The following is a 17,086-nucleotide window of genomic DNA, read 5'->3' as shown; positions in this document are numbered from 1 at the left end:
TGAAAGGGGGTTCTTTTTTATGAGCAAAACATGGAGACAGCAAATGAAAAGATGGATGACGAAAACGATGGAACTACCCGCTGATGTGTTAATGGATCTTCCTCGGATTACGTTAGTTGGACAAATACACATATATATTGAAAATCACAAAGGTTTATTAGCCTTTTCTGATACTGAAATACGAGTGTTGTTGAAGCAGGGACAAATGCTAGTCCGCGGTGAAGGACTCGTGATAAAGGTGATTTTACCTGAAGAATTAGTGTTAGAAGGGAAAATTAATCAAGTTCTTTATTTAGAACAGTAAGGGTAGGAGGAACATAATGAAGAATGGATGGACAAACTTTATTATTGGAACCGTTCGAATTCGAATTGTTGGAAAAGGTATTGAACGTTTTGTGAATTTATGCGTGCGCCAAGGAATTATGATCTCTCATGTCAAAAAAGTAGAAGAGGGTTGTATTACAGCCACTATTTTGTTGAAAGACGTCAAAAAAATTCGTATACTGATTCGAAAAGCTGACTGCAAAATTTATTTTGTACGTCGGCAAGGCTTTCCTTTTTTTACAAAAACAATGTGGAGAAACAGCGGGTTTGTATTAGGCGTTCTTTCTTTTTTTCTTTTGCTTACGCTGCTATCTAATATGATATGGAAAGTTGAGATAACTGGAGCTTCTCCAGAAACAGAATATGAAATGACCAAGAAGCTAAAGGAAGTTGGCGTTAAGAGAGGAGAATTTCAATTTTCATTAGGTAGTCCTGAGCAAATACAGCGTTACTTAACCGACTCCATGAATAATATCACATGGGTCGGTGTAGAGGTTAAGGGAACTTCTTATCACTTTCAAGTTGTTGAGAAGAATGAACCAAAGCAGCAGGAGAAATCATCTCATCAGCATTTAGTTGCAGCTAAAAAAGCAACGATTACAAAAATGTTTGTTGAGAAAGGACAACCTTTGGTAAAAGTAAACGACGTGGTAAATGAAGGTGAAGTACTGGTTTCTGGTATTATTGGTAACGAGAAAAATAAGAAGGTTGTATCAGCAAAAGGGGAAGTTTATGGGGAGACATGGTACAGGTCTGAAGTAGAAGTTCCACTGGAAACTAATTTTCATGTGCTGACTGGAGAATCCTATAATAAGCACTACTTAGATTTAAGCGCATTTAAAATGCCGCTTTGGGCGTTTTCAAAAGAAAAGTATAGAACGACAAAAGTTGAAAAAGAAGTGAAGCCGCTGTACTTTTTCAAGTGGAAAACATCCCTTTCTTATGAAAAAGTGATTATAAGAGAAGATCAAACTACAAAACGGGTATACTCTAAACAAGAAGCCGTTGCCAAAGGGCTTGAAACGGGTCGAAAACAATTAAAAGCATTTTTAAGTGAAGATGCTGAAATAAAAGGTGAAAAAGTTTTGCACCAGCAACTTGAGAATGGTAAAGTAAAATTATCAATACATTACCAAGTTATAGAAAATATTGCGAGTACCCAACCAATTATTCAAGGAGATTGAGGAATGTCAGAACAGCTAGTAACAATTAACGTACAACTTGACGATTCAAACGAAGCAATTTCTTTATTCGGTGTTCAGGATGTTAACTTGAAAAGAATTGAAGAAGAAATGAATGTAAACATCATCTCTCGAGGTGAAACAGTCATTGTTTCAGGTAACCCTGAAGATGTACAAACCGTTGAAGAAATGTTAAAGAAGCTAGTAACAATTATTCGTAAAAACATTACAATTTCAGAACGAGATGTTGTCTATGCAATTCAGCTTGCTAAAAAAGGTACGCTGGAGTTTTTTGAAGATGTATATGAAGAAGAGATTGCCAAAAATGTACAGGGTAAGTCAATTCGTGTTAAGACATTAGGGCAAAGTCACTATATTTCTGCTATTAAAAAGAATGACCTTGTATTTAGTATTGGACCAGCGGGAACGGGAAAAACGTATTTAGCCGTAGTAATGGCCGTTAACGCCTTAAAAAATGGTTTTGTAAAGCGTATTATTTTAACGCGCCCAGCTGTTGAAGCAGGGGAAAGCTTAGGTTTTTTACCAGGAGATTTAAAAGAAAAGGTAGATCCTTATTTACGACCACTATATGATGCGCTGCATGATGTGTTAGGAACGGAGCATACGCAGCGACTAATAGAAAGAGGAGTAATTGAGATTGCTCCACTTGCTTATATGCGTGGCCGTACATTAGACGATGCTTTTGTCATTTTAGACGAGGCGCAAAATACAACATTAGCACAGATGAAAATGTTTTTAACTCGATTGGGTTTCGGGTCAAAAATGATTATTACAGGTGACGTATCACAGGTGGACTTGCCTAGAGGTGTGAAGTCTGGATTAGGGTCAGTTACAAAAATATTAAATAATGTAACAGGCATTTCGTTTATCCATTTAGATCAATCAGATGTCGTTCGTCATCCATTGGTTGGTCGAATCATTCAAGCGTATGACCAATTTGACAAAGAGACCCTTTAATTTAGGGTCTATTTTTTGTAAAAGGGGGAAATTGGTGTGTCAAAGTTTCGGTTTTTTAAACAAACAATGGCACAGATCGAAAAGCTGCGGTTAATTCAACTAGGGTTATATGCTTTAATTGGTCTCATTATGTTTGCGTCTATGTACAGCAATGTAAAGCCAGAAGAATTGGACTTGAGGCTTTTATCGATTTCACCGGAGACGATTTACTCACCTGTGACAATTGAAGATAAAGAAAGTACAGAAAAGAAGAAGGCAGAGGCAAAAGAAGCAGTTGAAGATGTGTATACACAAAAAACAGAATATGCACAAAACCAGGTCGATCTTGTTGCATCTATTTTTGATGCTATTATTGAAGTGAATAAAGAGTACGACCAGTTAGAAAATAAAAGCGAAACAAGCAAGCAAGAAATGTTGCAGGACAAGCTTCCAGATAATATTCGTAAGGGTCTATCTGACAAGGCAATTAGCGAGCTTTTACAGACGAACAAAGAAGAATTATCGGTTGCAAAAGATGCGGTTGTTACAGCAGTCCACCACGTAATGAAAAACCAAGTTATGATTAGTGACTTAGAAGAAATGAAAGACCAAGCTGAGGGGCAGCTGGTGTATACAACTAATGTAAGTTCTAGCTTAAAGGCTGCGATGAATGAAATCGCAAGATCTTCTATTATTCCAAATGTCATTTACGATCCACAAAAAACATCTGAAAATCGCCAAGCAGCAGTTGAAAAAATAGAGCCTGTGCGGATTAAACAAGGTCAAATTATTGTGGAAGAAAATCAGCTCATCAATGCGGATATCTACCGTCAGCTTCAGCTTGCTGGGCTGTTAAACAATAAAGGAATGCTGCAACCGTTTATTGGCTTAAGTTTGCTAATTATTATTATGATTGGCGGAGCAGCTTTTTATTTGCGAGGCCTTCATGCAAATACATATAAGCCACTCCTTTTATATGCAATTATCACAAGTATTACGATTGCTTTAATGAAAATCTTAAGCTTTTTTCAACGAATTGATTTATCTGAAATTGGCTACTTAGCCCCTGTGGCTGTTGGTGGTATTTTGCTGCGAGTGTTAATGAATGAGAAGATTGCCATTATTTCCAGCATCATTTTTGCCATTTGCGGTAGCATTATTTTTAACGGTGAATTGACAACAGCGTTTAATATGAATATAGGGATTTACTTTTTGATTAGTAATATTACAGCTATCTTGTTTTTAATGGACAAACAGCGCAAGACAAGAGTGCTTCAAGCAGGACTCGTTGTCGCGCTAATGAATGTGATTGTTAGTCTATCAATTATTTTTATTAAAAATGGTCAGTTAGATACAATGGAGCTTGGTTATTATAGCTTAATGGCAATGGCATCTGGCATTATCTCTTCAGTATTAGCCATTGGTTTGCTTCCTTTCTTTGAAAGTGGCTTTGGTATTTTATCAACAATGAAGCTAATTGAGCTATCTAGTCCAAATCATCCTTTACTGAGAAAAATCTTAACGGAAACGCCGGGTACGTATCATCATAGCGTAATGGTAGCTAACCTTTCAGAAGCTGCTTGTGAAACAATTGGAGCGAACGGTTTGCTCGCACGCGTAGGGGCTTATTATCACGATATTGGTAAAACGAAGCGTCCTCAATATTTTATTGAGAACCAAATGAATATTCGTAATCCACATGATACGTTATCTCCAAAAGTCAGCAAAAATATCATTACATCTCATACAACAGACGGAGCGGCTATTTTGCGCAAGCATAAGCTACCAAAAGAGATTGTTGATATTGCCGAGCAGCATCATGGAACGTCTTTATTAAAGTTCTTCTATCATAAAGCATTGGAACAAACAGAAGAAGAAATAAAAGAAGAAGACTATCGTTACGAGGGGCCTAAGCCCCAAACAAAAGAAGCAGCCGTCATCTGCATTGCAGACAGCGTAGAGGCTGCTGTGCGTTCGATGCCCAATCCAACCCCAGAAAAGATTGAGAAGCTAGTGCGAAGCATCATTAATGACAGAGTTGAAGATGAGCAGTTTATTGAATGTGATATTACATTAAAAGAATTGGAATTGATTAGACAAGCTCTTTGTGAGACGCTAAATGGTATATTCCATTCTCGTATTGAGTATCCTGAATTAAAAAAACAGAAGGTGAAAGCATGAGTTTATTAATTGACTTTATTGATGAAACAAATGAAATAACAAATGAACAAAAAGAAACATTAGAAGCCTTATTAGCAGTAGCTGCTGCTAAAGAAGGTGTAGAAGACGGAACAGAAGTATCAATTACGTTTGTAAACAATGAACGTATTCAAGAAATCAACCGTGAATATCGTGACAAGGACAAGCCGACGGACGTTATTTCTTTTGCTTTAGAGGAAATGGGCGAAGGGGAGATTGAAATCTTTGGAGAGGAAATGCCGCGAGTTTTAGGCGATATTATTATTTCCGTTCCAAGAACAGTTGAGCAAGCTGAAGAATATGGCCACTCCTTTATGCGCGAACTAGGTTTTTTAACCGTACATGGTTTCTTACATTTGCTTGGTTATGATCACGAAACGGTTGAAGATGAGAAGCAAATGTTTACACGTCAAAAGGATATTTTAGATGAGCATGGACTCACGCGATAAAAGAGGAATAAGACGATTAGTTCGTAGCTTTGGCTATGCAATAGAAGGATTTAAGTATGTAGTTACAAAGGAAGCAAACATGAAAATTCATGTTTTCGCTTCCTTTGTAGTTATCTTAGCAAGCTTGTGGTTTCGTATCTCATTAACAGAATGGCTGGTTGTTCTGCTGTTAATTGCAGGTATGTTTAGCTTAGAACTTATGAATACGGCTGTTGAAAAAACAGTGGATTTAATTACAACTAAACGTCATCCTTTAGCAAAGCACGCAAAAGATGCTGCCGCTGCGGCAGTGTTGGTTTATGCGTGTTTTGCTGTTGTTATTGGCATCCTTATCTTTTGGAAATACATCTTCTTTTCATGAGTTGTTTGTATTCTCTATATAGCGTTGTGCTATAATGATGCTATAGTAAGATTTGCTCTTTTTTACAGCATGCTAAACTGATTACGTGTTGTAGAAAAGGTGATAAGAATATTATGAATGGATCAATCATCGGAGGCTTTACATGAGTAATCATACATTTAAATCAGGTTTTGTTTCAATTATTGGTAGACCTAATGTTGGGAAGTCTACCTTTTTAAATCGAGTAATTGGGCAGAAAATCGCCATTATGAGTGACAAGCCACAGACAACTCGTAATAAAATTCAAGGCGTTTATACAGAAGATGAGGCACAGATTGTGTTCATTGATACACCTGGGATTCATAAGCCTAAGCATAAGCTTGGGGACTTTATGATGAAAGTTGCGCAAAATACCTTAAAAGAAGTAGATCTTGTGCTGTTTATGGTAAACGCAGCTGAAGGGTTAGGTCGTGGTGATGAGTTTATCATTGAGCGTTTAAAAGAGACAAAGACACCTGTGTTTTTAGTCATTAACAAAATTGATGAAATTCACCCAGATGAGTTGTTTACAATTATCACAACGTATAAGGATCTATATCCTTTCGCTGAAATTATCCCAATTTCTGCTTTGCAAGGAAACAATGTAGAGCGTTTGTTAGAGCAAATTAAAAAAGTGCTTCCAGAAGGTCCGCAATACTATCCTGCTGATCAAGTAACGGACCATCCAGAGCGTTTTATCATTACGGAATTAATTCGTGAAAAGGTATTGCATTCAACGCGCGAAGAAATTCCTCACTCCATTGCAGTTGTCATGGACTCCATGCAAAAGCGAGATAACGGTGCTATATACGTCGGAGCAACAATTATTGTTGAACGCGATTCTCAAAAAGGCATCGTCATCGGAAAGCAAGGGAAAATGCTAAAAGAAGTAGGTAGAAAAGCGCGTGCTGATATTGAAGCTTTACTAGGTTCAAGAGTATTCTTAGAGCTTTGGGTGAAGGTGCAAAAAGATTGGCGCAACCGTTCATCACACTTAAGAGACTATGGTTTTAGAGAAGATGAATATTAAATTAACACATCATAAATTGTAAAAAATTGTGTTACATGATTTTAGCTAGGAAGGCTATTCTAAACGTAAGGAATTGAAATTGTATCTGATCTATACGATTAGAAAGGTGGGAGTTCTATGTTGAATTTTACTTGGAACGTCTTTTCACAAACAGGTAGTATCGATACATACCTTCTTTTCAAAGAACTTGAAAAAGAGGTAATAGAAGGGCCTGAAGCACACGAAGATGATACTGATGGTCTCAATTCTCCAGTTTCGTAGCCTTCCCAACAGTAGGTGATAAAGTTTGTTTAAAAAATGTGAAGGTATTGTTATTCGAACGAATGACTATGGTGAATCAAATAAAATTGTAACCATCTATTCACGTGAATTGGGCAAGGTAGGCTTAATGGCCAGGGGCGCGAAGAAGCCGAGTAGCCGTTTAGCTTCTGTGACACAGTTATTTACGTATGGCTATTTCTTTATACAAGCAGGTTCAGGAATGGGAACTCTTCAGCAAGGTGAAGTGATTTCTTCTATGAGAAGCATACGCGAAGATATTTTTACAACCGCGTATGCTTCTTATATTCTTGAATTAACGGATAAGGGAACAGATAACAACAAGCCAAATCCGTTTCTGTTTGAGCTGCTTTACCAAACGATTCATTATATGAATGAAGGATACGATACTGAAATTTTAATGTATATCTATGAAATGAAGATGTTGAATGTACTAGGTTTATATCCAATTCTTGATGAATGCGCGGTCTGTCATGCAAAAGAAGGAACTTTCCACTTTTCTGTACGCGAAGGGGGCTTTATTTGTCACCGTTGCCTAGAAAAAGATCCGTATCATTTTAAACTGACGCCCATGACCGTTAAATTACTGCGCTTATTTTATTATATGGATTTAAAAAGACTAGGCTCTATTTCAGTTAAGCCGGAAACGAAAAAACAATTGCACTTTATTATTGATCAATATTATGATGAGTATTCAGGCTTGTATTTAAAAACAAAGCGATTTTTAACTCAAATGGAATCTTTGAAAGCGGCACTGCCAACTAAAAGCGAATAAAGGTTACGTATGAGTTTTATAACATAACGTGAGGGTGCCTCAAAGGATAAAGTAATATTTGAGACGCCCTTTTTACTATTGATTTAAAAAAGAGAATAGTCATTAAAAAAGTTACAGGCATCTTTCATGTTTTTTTGGCCGTAACGTGATAGAATAAAAAATCCTTTTGAAAAATATATCTTTTCATCTTTTACTTTTGAATAAAAAGTATATAATGTTTTTATAAATAGTATGTCACATTTAACGGTTAGGTGGTGATTAAAATCGAACTAAATAAAAGACAAGAGCACATCTTACAGATTGTAAAAGATCAAGGTCCCATTACTGGAGAGCATATTGCAGATAAGCTAAACTTAACGCGTGCAACGCTGCGACCGGACTTAGCGATTTTAACAATGGCAGGTTATTTAGAAGCACGACCTCGTGTGGGTTATTTCTATACAGGAAAAACAGGGGCGCAGCTGCTAACGGATAAAATCAAAAAAATCCAAGTTCAGGACTATCAATCTATTCCTGTTGTAGTCAATGAGAATGTGTCCGTATACGATGCGATTTGTACGATGTTTCTAGAAGATGTAGGAACGTTGTTTGTTGTGGATGAACAGTCGTTATTAGTAGGAGTTCTATCTCGAAAAGACTTGCTGCGTGCCAGCATCGGGAAACAAGAGCTTACATCAATTCCTGTTCATATTATTATGACTAGGATGCCTAACATTACATATTGTCATCGTGAAGAGCTTCTCATTGATATTGCACAAGTGCTGATTGAGAAACAAATTGATGCTATTCCCGTGGTGAAAAAAGTAGACGCAGGACTTGAGGTAGTAGGAAGAGTGACCAAAACAAATATCACAAAATTACTAGTAGCACTGGCTCATGATGAAGTATTATAATCGAAGTGATTAAAATGATTAAGGGGATGTGCCAAAATGAACAACCCATGCTTATATGTAATTTCAGATTCGGTTGGGGAAACAGCAGAATTAGTTGTCAAAGCAGCTTCCAGTCAATTTAATATGACGGAGTTTATTATTAAACGAGTTCCTTATGTAGAAGATACTGCTACGTTAGCAGAAGTGGTATCTTTGGCTAAGTTGAATAATGGAATTATTGGATTTACGCTTGTGAAACCAGAAATGCGAAACTTTTTGCTGAACGAAGCGGCTAAAAAAGGCGTGGAAGTTTTTGATATTATTGGACCGCTTATTGATAAAATTCAATCATCCTATCAGCTATCGCCAAGATATGAACCAGGAACGGTTCGCAAGCTAGATGATGATTATTTCAAAAAAGTGGAAGCGATTGAATTTGCAGTTAAATATGATGATGGACGAGATCCAAGAGGCATTCTGCGAGCAGATATTGTGCTCATTGGAGTATCACGAACGTCTAAAACGCCGCTGTCTCAGTTTTTAGCTCATAAACGTTTAAAGGTGGCTAACGTTCCAATCGTACCGGAAGTAGATCCACCAGAAGAACTCTTTCACGTGTCGCCTAAAAAATGCATTGGCCTGATGATTAGTCCTGATAAATTGAATGATATTCGCAAAGAACGTTTAAAATCATTAGGACTAAATGACCAAGCTATTTACGCAAACATTGAAAGAATTAAAGAGGAGTTAGATTTCTTCCAAGGAATTGTCGATAAAATTGGATGTGAAGTAGTGGACGTCTCAAATCGAGCTGTAGAAGAGACTGCTGGAATTATTGCGAAAATCATTCAACAAAAGAAATAAAGCAGTTGTCAGTTACACGAAGAAATGACGTGACAACACTGTGTTGCTTTATGAGCCATCATTCCTGAATGATGGCCCTTTGCGTGAAGGGCTACTCTTTAACTTTATGGTAGAAAATATTGCGTAGTTATATTATAATTAAAAATTGTGATAAAAAAGAATAGTTTTAGGTTTAGACTCTGTGAAGAACGAATAAACTATTTATATAAATGTCAAGGATTGAGTCTAAAAAGTATTCGACAAACGCAATCTACATGAAATTACAAATGGTAGAAGGAATCTGTGGAGGGATGTAGAATACAGAGTTATAGCAAAAGAAACTATACGATTTTTGTCGATGCTGATGCGTGTCCTGTAAAAAAAGAGATTGTAGAACTGGCACATACATACTGCGTTGAGGTTGTTTTTGTTGCTTCATATGCTCACATGCAAACAAACCCTTCAGCTGGTAAGTGGGTTTACGTAGATAGTGAGAAGGAAGCAGTAGACTTATACATTTTAAATCATGTTCAGCAAGGAGATGTCGCTGTAACACAGGATACAGGGTTAGCGAGCATGCTTCTTAGTCGACGTGTTTATGTATTGTCTCCACGTGGAAAAGTATATAGTGAGAACGATATGGATACGGTTCTTTTTTTTCGATATGTTTCAGCAAAGGAAAGAAAAGCAGGTCGCTATTCAAAAGGTCCTAAAGCTTTTAGCGATGAAGACAGAGAAAAATTCAGCACAGCACTCGAAAAAATATTGTCGAAACGTGAAGGAATTTAGCTTTTGATGAAGAACTACTATAGAAATACGGAGCTGTTAACATGGCAAATCGAATTCCTGATGAAGTGATTGATCGTATTCGGCGTTCAGTAGATATTGTCGATGTCATAAGCGACTATGTGCAGCTAACGAAACAGGGCCGAAACTATTTTGGGCTGTGTCCGTTTCATGGGGAAAATACACCATCGTTTTCCGTATCGCCAGATAAGCAAATTTATCATTGCTTTGGCTGTGGAGCTGGAGGAAACGCATTTTCATTTGTTATGGATTTAGAGGGGCTTTCATTTACCGAAGCTGCTCAACACCTTGCTGATAAAGGAAACATTCCATTTGAATATGAAGTGCAACAGCCGAGCTCTGAGGGTTCAAAGTCAGAAAATGCCCTTGTTGATGCACATGAGCTTTTAAAGAAATTTTATCATCATTTATTGGTAAATACAAAAGAAGGCCAGGAAGCCTATGACTATTTAATCAACCGTGGTTTCACAAGAGAAATTATAGACGAGTTTGAAATTGGATATGCGCTAGATTCCTGGGATTTCGTTACTAAGTTTTTAACAAAGCGTGGATTTAAGCCAGATGAAATGGAAGCTGCAGGTCTTATTATTAAACGAAATCAAGAAGAAAGCTATTTCGATCGGTTTCGAGATCGAGTTATGTTTCCTATTGCAGACTTACAAGGAAGAACCATTGCTTTTTCAGGTCGCCTATTAAAAGAGATAAAAGGGCAGCCCAAGTATCTAAATAGTCCCGAAACTTCAATCTTTAATAAAAGTCGTACACTCTACAATTTTCACCGTGCAAAAAAACACATCAGAAAAAATCAACAAGTCATTTTATTTGAAGGATTCGCAGACGTTATTTCATCGGTTACTGCTGAGTGTCAACAGTCAATTGCAACGATGGGTACTGCGCTTACAGAAGAGCAGGCAAAAATTATTCGTCGAAACGTTGAATCCGTTATTGTATGCTATGATGCAGACTCGGCAGGTATTGAAGCTGCGTATAAAGCTGTGAATATTTTAACAGATGCAGGCTGCTCAGTAAAAGTCGCCACGATGCCGGATGGATATGACCCTGACGATTATATAAAAGAGTTTGGAGCAGCAAAATTTCGAAACGAAGTCATTGAAAACAGTTTGACGCTTATGGCGTTTAAAATGCGATACTTGCGACGTGGTAAGAACTTGCAGATTGAAGCTGATCGCATGAAGTACATTGATGAAGTGTTAAAAGCAGTTAGTCAATTAACAAAAGCGGTCGAAAAAGACTATTACCTCAGGCAACTGTCTCAAGAGTTTTCAATTTCATTAGATGCTTTAAAGGAACAGCAGCAACAAGTTCGCCATGAAGTGAAAAAGAAAAAGGATAATGATTCTTGGAATAGAAATACTATATCAAGACATCCTGTCACCAAAAAAAACCTTCTTCCTGCACATGAAAATGCAGAGAGGCATTTAATTGCATATATGCTAAAAGACAGGGATATAGCGTTTCGGATTCAAGATCTGCTTCAAGCACAGTTTAATATAGAAGAACATAGGGCTCTTGTGACATACTTGTATGGTTACTACGAAGAAGGGTATAGTCCTAACCCAAGCAACTTTATCGAACGTATTCCTGATTCAAATCTGACAGGTTTAGCTTCGGAACTAGCGATGATGTCAATTAACGAAGAATTGTCGGAGCAAGCGTTGCATGATTACATTCAACAAGTGTTGAATTATGAAAAGAAGTCCATAATAAAAGAAAAAGAGCAGCAAAGGCAAGAAGCGGAGCGTCAAAAGGATTATGTAAAGGCTGCGACGATTGCAATGGAAATTTTGGAATTAAAAAAGGCGTTAAAATAAAACGTGTTTATTAGTCCCACTTTTAAAAAAGGTGTCCTCAAAATTTTGGAAGGAGGGGATTTGATGGCTGAAAAATCAGCACATTCAAAGCAACTTGATTCAGATTTAACAATAGAGCAAGTCAAAGAACAATTGACTGAAATTGGTAAAAAACGTGGTGTTCTCACATATGAAGAAATTGCCGAGCGCATGGCAAATTTTGAAATTGAGTCCGACCAAATGGATGAATACTATGAATTCCTTGGTGAACAAGGTGTTGAAGTGATGAGTGAAGCAGAAGCAAATGAAGATGCGGATCCAGATATTCAACAATTGTCTAAGGAAGAAGAGTTTGATTTGAATGATCTTAGCGTGCCACCAGGAGTAAAAATCAATGACCCTGTTCGTATGTATTTGAAAGAAATTGGTCGTGTAGATCTTCTATCTGCTGAAGAAGAAATTAACTTGGCAAAACGTATTGAAGAAGGCGATGAAGAAGCTAAGCGCCGTTTAGCAGAAGCAAACTTACGTCTAGTTGTAAGTATTGCTAAGAGATATGTAGGACGCGGCATGCTTTTCTTAGATTTAATTCAAGAAGGAAATATGGGCCTAATTAAAGCAGTTGAAAAGTTTGATTACCGTAAAGGTTACAAATTTAGTACGTATGCAACATGGTGGATTCGTCAAGCCATCACACGTGCGATTGCAGACCAAGCAAGAACAATTCGTATTCCTGTACACATGGTAGAAACAATTAACAAGTTAATTCGTGTTCAACGTCAATTACTGCAAGACTTAGGTCGTGAGCCATCTCCAGAAGAAATTGCAGAGGATATGGATTTAATGCCAGAAAAAGTACGTGAAATCTTAAAAATTGCGCAAGAGCCTGTTTCACTTGAAACGCCTATTGGTGAAGAAGATGACCCTCATTTAGGTGACTTCATTGAAGATCAAGATGCAACATCGCCTTCTGAGCACGCTGCTTACGAACTATTAAAAGAGCAATTAGAAGACGTCTTAGATACGTTAACAGATCGTGAAGAAAATGTGCTGCGTCTTCGTTTTGGCTTAGATGATGGTCGTACACGTACACTTGAAGAAGTTGGAAAAGTGTTTGGCGTAACACGTGAACGTATTCGTCAAATTGAAGCAAAAGCGCTACGTAAGTTAAGACATCCAAGCCGCAGCAAGCGCTTAAAGGATTTCTTAGAATAGAATTTGTGATGAATTAATAGTTTACTTCTATATAGGAGTAAACTATTTTTTTGCTTCTTTTTTTTACCAATCACTACCCTTTGAATATATTTTACTGAAATGAGTTTTGTTTTGCAAATGCTCTTTTAAAAAAATCCACTAATTTATCCAGTCACGCCCTTAAATGCAATCGCTGTCATTTTTTAAAAGAAACTTTCGTTTATTATATCATGAAATAGATTCTCTTATTTTAAAAGTTGAGAAAATTTACAAAAATGACTTATAATTAATTATTGTAAGCGTATACATTTTGTTTGGGGGGATTTGAGATGAATTTTGAATTAACGGCAGAACAGAAAATGATTCAAAAAACACTTCGAGAGTTTTCTGAAGCTGAGGTTGCACCAGGAGCATTGGAACGAGACAAGACGAAAGAATTTCCGTTAGATGTGTTTAAAAAGTTATCTGATTTAGGCGTTATGGGACTTCCTTTCCCAGAAGAGTATGGTGGGGGCGGTGCTGATACGGTCAGCTTTGCAATTGTAGTAGAAGAGCTAAGCAGAGCGTGTGGTTCAACGGGAATTACATATTCTGCTCATGTATCGTTAGGGGGTGCGCCTATTCACCTATTTGGAACACCGGAGCAAAAAGAAAAATACTTAGTTCCAATCTGCATAGGAGAATCGTTTGGAGCATTTGGGTTAACTGAGCCTAATGCGGGAAGTGATGCTGGAGGAACTGAAACAAGTGCAGAGTTAGAAAATGGTGAATATACGATTAACGGTAGTAAATGCTACATTACCAATGCAAGCTATGCAAAATTTTTAGCTTTGACAGCTGTAACGGCAAGACATGAAGGAAAAAAAGAGATTTCTGCGTTAATTGTGCCGACTGATGCAGCTGGTTTCTCAGTCATCGATAATTATGAAAAGATGGGACTTCATGCTTCAAATACAACGGAACTAATTCTAGAAGACGTAAAAGTGCCAGAAGAAAATCTACTTGGCAAAAAAGGAGAGGGATTTAAGCAATTCTTAAAAACGCTCGACGGAGGACGAATTGGAATTGGAGCAATGGGAGTTGGAATTGCTCAAGCGGCTTATGAAAAAGCTCTTGCTTATGCACAAGAAAGAAAGCAGTTTGGAAAAACACTTTCGTCTTTTCAAGCAATCCAATTTAAACTAGCAGATATGGCCATGAAAGTGGAACTGGCAAGAACAATGGTTTATAAGGCAGCATGGCTGAAAGATCAAGGCAAACCTTTTACTAAGGAAGCAGCCATGTGTAAACTATATGCCTCTGAAATATGTATGGAAGTAGCGAGCCAAGCGATTCAAATCCACGGTGGATATGGTTATATGAAAGAGTATCAGGTTGAGCGCTTTTTACGTGATGCCAAGCTGTTGGAGATTGGTGAAGGGACATCTGAAATTCAGCGTTCCGTTATTGCTAGGCAAATTGGGTGCTAATTAACTACTTGAAAAGTGTAAACGCTTCGAAAAATAGTAGATTTTATGGATAGGTTAGATAATTCTGTAAATAAAACCCTTTCACTTGTCCTCGTTTTACAGTAAAATAAAGATGCTTATACTATTTTTGCTATTTCACGGGATGGGAATACATAAAGGGGGTATAGTTAATGAATCGAAATCCACTGATACCATTTTTGCTTATTGCACTTATTGGAATTGGATTAATGGTAACCTTCTCATTTAATGGTCTCAACAACGCAGAAGAAATAGCCGCTGAAAAAGAAGGTGGAGGCGAAGAAGATCAAGCCTCAGCAAAGCCTGAAGATCTCTATCAACAAAACTGTATTGGATGTCACGGCGATCAGTATCAAGGAGGCGTAGGGCCAGCTTTAAAAGGAGTGGGCGACAAGCTTTCTGAAGAAGAAATTGCTGATATCCTAGTGAACGGAAAGGGATCAATGCCACCAGGGTTAATATCTGCTGAAAAAGCTCCTGAGATGGCGAAATGGGTTTCAGAAATTAAATAAATAGGATTTTTATGGTAGCCTCTTACAAACGAAGAGGCTTTTTTTTATGGGATATAGGAAATAATAGAAGCGGAGTCACAGTATGATTCGCAACAGTGTTTGTGATAAAATAAGGAACAGTAATTACATAAAGAATAGGTGACAAGACAATGAATGAGCTAAAATTATCCAAGCGACTAGAAGAAGTCGCAAAATCAATTCCAAAAGGAGCTATGCTTGCTGATATTGGATCAGATCATGCTTATCTACCTTGCTATGCATATTTACAAGGGTATATAAAAGGAGCAATTGCAGGTGAAATTACAGAAGGTCCTTTTCAATCAGCTGTTAAGCAGGTAGAAAAAACAAACTTAACAGACGTTATTGAAGTAAGAAAAGGCGATGGGTTATCTGTTATTAAACCGGGTGAAGTAGACTGCATTACAATTGCAGGAATGGGTGGAACTTTAATTCAAACCATTTTAGAAGACGGGAAAGAAAAGCTACAGGGCGTTACAAGACTTGTGCTTCAGCCTAATATTGGGGCTCATCATATCAGACAGTGGTTAATTGAACATAAATGGTCTTTAATTGACGAAAAAATCATGGAAGATGACGGTCGAATCTATGAAATTCTTGTTGCTGAACAAGGAGAGCCGTTAGAGTCTTATGATGAAAAAGTTGAAGCGGGAATTTTAGTAGGTCCAATCTTAGCAAAAGAGAAAAACGATGCTTTTAAAAAGAAATGGAATCATGAGCTAGCTCATACAAAAAAGATCGTCGAGCAAATGGAGAAATCAGCTACAACAAAAGAAGGGCAAGAAAAAAAGAAAAAGCTAGAAAATGAAATTCGAATCATTGAGGAGGTTTTATCATGAATAAAGTACCAAACGGTTATCAAGTTATTGAACTGTTTGAGTCTTTTTCCCCGAAGCACTTAGCTATGGAAGGGGATAAAATTGGTTTGCAAATCGGGACATTAAACAAGCCGGTTCATAAAGTGATGATTACCTTAGATGTATTAGAAACGGTTGTTGATGAAGCGATTGAAAAACATGTTGATCTCATTATCGCTCATCATCCTCCTATCTTTCGACCATTACAACAAATTCAAACGGACCAACCCGCTGGCCGTATTGTTGAAAAGTGCATTAAACATGATATTGCGGTATACGCTGCTCATACGAACTTAGATATTACTGAGGGTGGGGTTAACGATTTGTTAGCTGATGCATTAGGTTTGCAAAATACCGAAGTGCTTGTTCCAACGGGTGCTGAAGAACTAAATAAACTTGTAGTCTATGTGCCAAAAACTCACTATGAAGCCGTTCACCAAGCTATCTCAGAAGCCGGTGCAGGTGAGATAGGGCTATATAGTGGCTGTGCTTTTTTTACAGAAGGGATTGGAACCTTCACTCCATCTGAGCAGGCAAACCCTTATATCGGCTCACAGGGTACTGCAGAACGCGTGAACGAAGTGAAAATTGAAACGATCTTTCCAGCAAAGCTTCAAAAAAAAGTTGTACAAGCTGTGCTGCGTGCTCACCCATATGAAGAAGTAGCGTATGACATTTATAAGCTTAAGCAAAAAGGAAAAGAGTACGGTCTTGGGAAGATTGGAAAGCTTCCTCGTGAGATGACTTTAAAAGAATTTGCTCATCATGTAAAAGAAGCGTTAGATGTAGAAGGGCTAAGAGTTGTTGGTGACTTACATGATATGGTGAAAAAGGTAGCCGTATTAGGTGGAGATGGTAACAAATACATCTCTAATGCAAAGTTTAAAGGTGCGGACGTTTACGTTACAGGAGACTTATATTTTCACGTAGCTCATGACGCGATGATGATGGGATTGAACGTTATCGATCCTGGTCATCATGTGGAAAAGGTAATGCGTCAAGGGGTTGAAAAGAAAATGCAAGAGCTATGTAAAGACAAAAAGTTTGAGTGCACGATCTTTTCTTCTCAAGTTGATACAAATCCATTTACGTTTCTATAAAAAAGATGCTCA

18 protein-coding genes are annotated in these 17,086 nt (G+C 37.5%); all 18 read left to right on the top strand.

The window, feature by feature from the left end; genetic code table 11:
• Positions 1–19 precede the first annotated feature (19 nt).
• The 18 genes from yqfC to AC1UFB_RS00150 all read left to right on the top strand — a co-directional run bounded on the left by yqfC (position 20) and on the right by AC1UFB_RS00150 (position 17,074).
• Positions 20–304, top strand: a complete 285-nt coding sequence (gene yqfC, locus AC1UFB_RS00235; RefSeq protein ID WP_025911638.1) for a sporulation protein YqfC — start codon at positions 20–22, stop codon at positions 302–304.
• Positions 305–320: 16 nt separating this feature from the next.
• Positions 321–1,508 (top strand): sporulation protein YqfD, encoded by a 1,188-nt coding sequence (gene yqfD / locus AC1UFB_RS00230; protein WP_328100988.1) that lies wholly within the window; start codon positions 321–323, stop codon positions 1,506–1,508.
• Between the two features lie 3 nt (positions 1,509–1,511).
• Positions 1,512–2,483, top strand: coding sequence for a PhoH family protein (locus AC1UFB_RS00225; protein WP_328100987.1), 972 nt, complete (start codon positions 1,512–1,514; stop codon positions 2,481–2,483).
• Between the two features lie 66 nt (positions 2,484–2,549).
• Positions 2,550–4,643: an HD family phosphohydrolase gene (locus AC1UFB_RS00220; protein WP_411831130.1), complete on the top strand. Its 2,094-nt coding sequence runs from the start codon at positions 2,550–2,552 to the stop codon at positions 4,641–4,643.
• A complete protein-coding gene (gene ybeY, locus AC1UFB_RS00215; protein WP_025911633.1) occupies positions 4,640–5,110 on the top strand; it encodes an rRNA maturation RNase YbeY in 471 nt (156 codons plus the stop codon). Before AC1UFB_RS00220 ends, ybeY begins: the two co-directional genes overlap by 4 nt.
• Positions 5,088–5,471 carry a diacylglycerol kinase family protein gene (locus tag AC1UFB_RS00210; protein WP_025911632.1) on the top strand — a complete coding sequence of 128 codons (384 nt, stop codon included), beginning with the start codon at positions 5,088–5,090 and terminating at the stop codon, positions 5,469–5,471. The genes ybeY and AC1UFB_RS00210 overlap by 23 nt, the downstream gene beginning before the upstream one ends.
• Positions 5,472–5,613: 142 nt before the next feature.
• Positions 5,614–6,519 (top strand): GTPase Era, encoded by a 906-nt coding sequence (gene era / locus AC1UFB_RS00205; RefSeq protein ID WP_025911630.1) that lies wholly within the window; start codon positions 5,614–5,616, stop codon positions 6,517–6,519.
• Positions 6,520–6,636: 117 nt separating this feature from the next.
• A complete protein-coding gene (locus tag AC1UFB_RS00200; RefSeq protein ID WP_064484023.1) occupies positions 6,637–6,780 on the top strand; it encodes a YqzL family protein in 144 nt (47 codons plus the stop codon).
• 25 nt (positions 6,781–6,805) lie between these two features.
• Positions 6,806–7,573 (top strand): DNA repair protein RecO, encoded by a 768-nt coding sequence (gene recO, locus AC1UFB_RS00195; RefSeq protein WP_025911629.1) that lies wholly within the window; start codon positions 6,806–6,808, stop codon positions 7,571–7,573.
• Positions 7,574–7,827: 254 nt separating this feature from the next.
• Positions 7,828–8,466 (top strand): transcriptional regulator CcpN, encoded by a 639-nt coding sequence (gene ccpN / locus AC1UFB_RS00190; protein ID WP_090752854.1) that lies wholly within the window; start codon positions 7,828–7,830, stop codon positions 8,464–8,466.
• A 36-nt stretch (positions 8,467–8,502) separates the two neighbouring features.
• The gene (locus AC1UFB_RS00185) at positions 8,503–9,309 is read left to right on the top strand and encodes a pyruvate, water dikinase regulatory protein (protein ID WP_025911626.1); all 807 of its coding nucleotides are present in this window, start codon (positions 8,503–8,505) and stop codon (positions 9,307–9,309) included.
• A gap of 282 nt (positions 9,310–9,591) precedes the next feature.
• Positions 9,592–10,077, top strand: a complete 486-nt coding sequence (locus AC1UFB_RS00180) for a YaiI/YqxD family protein (protein WP_061784758.1) — start codon at positions 9,592–9,594, stop codon at positions 10,075–10,077.
• Positions 10,078–10,118: 41 nt separating this feature from the next.
• Positions 10,119–11,927, top strand: coding sequence for a DNA primase (gene dnaG / locus AC1UFB_RS00175; RefSeq protein ID WP_061784757.1), 1,809 nt, complete (start codon positions 10,119–10,121; stop codon positions 11,925–11,927).
• Between the two features lie 63 nt (positions 11,928–11,990).
• Complete coding sequence (rpoD, locus tag AC1UFB_RS00170) at positions 11,991–13,121, top strand: RNA polymerase sigma factor RpoD (RefSeq protein ID WP_482588238.1); 1,131 nt, start codon at positions 11,991–11,993, stop codon at positions 13,119–13,121.
• A gap of 308 nt (positions 13,122–13,429) precedes the next feature.
• On the top strand, positions 13,430–14,569 hold the full coding sequence (locus tag AC1UFB_RS00165) for an acyl-CoA dehydrogenase family protein (protein ID WP_100346807.1): 1,140 nt from the start codon (positions 13,430–13,432) through the stop codon (positions 14,567–14,569).
• 170 nt (positions 14,570–14,739) lie between these two features.
• Complete coding sequence (gene cccA / locus AC1UFB_RS00160) at positions 14,740–15,099, top strand: cytochrome c550 (protein WP_025911618.1); 360 nt, start codon at positions 14,740–14,742, stop codon at positions 15,097–15,099.
• Between the two features lie 149 nt (positions 15,100–15,248).
• On the top strand, positions 15,249–15,956 hold the full coding sequence (locus AC1UFB_RS00155; protein WP_025911616.1) for a tRNA (adenine(22)-N(1))-methyltransferase: 708 nt from the start codon (positions 15,249–15,251) through the stop codon (positions 15,954–15,956).
• Positions 15,953–17,074 (top strand): Nif3-like dinuclear metal center hexameric protein, encoded by a 1,122-nt coding sequence (locus AC1UFB_RS00150; RefSeq protein ID WP_482588236.1) that lies wholly within the window; start codon positions 15,953–15,955, stop codon positions 17,072–17,074. Before AC1UFB_RS00155 ends, AC1UFB_RS00150 begins: the two co-directional genes overlap by 4 nt.
• The last annotated feature ends 12 nt before the right edge of the window (positions 17,075–17,086 follow it).

It is taken from the genome of Priestia sp. KCTC 13724, assembly GCF_056820425.1.
This window is presented reverse-complemented; position numbering and strand designations above follow the sequence as displayed.

Bases quoted from the DNA above. Each gene is read 5' to 3' on its own strand.
- AC1UFB_RS00225 (WP_328100987.1), top strand. From the start codon at position 1,512: ATGTCAGAACAGCTAGTAACAATTAACGTACAACTTGACGATTCAAAC.
- AC1UFB_RS00200 (WP_064484023.1), top strand. From the start codon at position 6,637: ATGTTGAATTTTACTTGGAACGTCTTTTCACAAACAGGTAGTATCGAT.
- AC1UFB_RS00185 (WP_025911626.1), top strand. From the start codon at position 8,503: ATGAACAACCCATGCTTATATGTAATTTCAGATTCGGTTGGGGAAACA.
- AC1UFB_RS00220 (WP_411831130.1), top strand. From the start codon at position 2,550: ATGGCACAGATCGAAAAGCTGCGGTTAATTCAACTAGGGTTATATGCT.
- yqfD (WP_328100988.1), top strand. From the start codon at position 321: ATGAAGAATGGATGGACAAACTTTATTATTGGAACCGTTCGAATTCGA.
- yqfC (WP_025911638.1), top strand. From the start codon at position 20: ATGAGCAAAACATGGAGACAGCAAATGAAAAGATGGATGACGAAAACG.
- AC1UFB_RS00165 (WP_100346807.1), top strand. From the start codon at position 13,430: ATGAATTTTGAATTAACGGCAGAACAGAAAATGATTCAAAAAACACTT.
- rpoD (WP_482588238.1), top strand. From the start codon at position 11,991: ATGGCTGAAAAATCAGCACATTCAAAGCAACTTGATTCAGATTTAACA.
- dnaG (WP_061784757.1), top strand. From the start codon at position 10,119: ATGGCAAATCGAATTCCTGATGAAGTGATTGATCGTATTCGGCGTTCA.
- AC1UFB_RS00210 (WP_025911632.1), top strand. From the start codon at position 5,088: ATGAGCATGGACTCACGCGATAAAAGAGGAATAAGACGATTAGTTCGT.
- AC1UFB_RS00150 (WP_482588236.1), top strand. From the start codon at position 15,953: ATGAATAAAGTACCAAACGGTTATCAAGTTATTGAACTGTTTGAGTCT.
- AC1UFB_RS00155 (WP_025911616.1), top strand. From the start codon at position 15,249: ATGAATGAGCTAAAATTATCCAAGCGACTAGAAGAAGTCGCAAAATCA.
- era (WP_025911630.1), top strand. From the start codon at position 5,614: ATGAGTAATCATACATTTAAATCAGGTTTTGTTTCAATTATTGGTAGA.
- ybeY (WP_025911633.1), top strand. From the start codon at position 4,640: ATGAGTTTATTAATTGACTTTATTGATGAAACAAATGAAATAACAAAT.
- cccA (WP_025911618.1), top strand. From the start codon at position 14,740: ATGAATCGAAATCCACTGATACCATTTTTGCTTATTGCACTTATTGGA.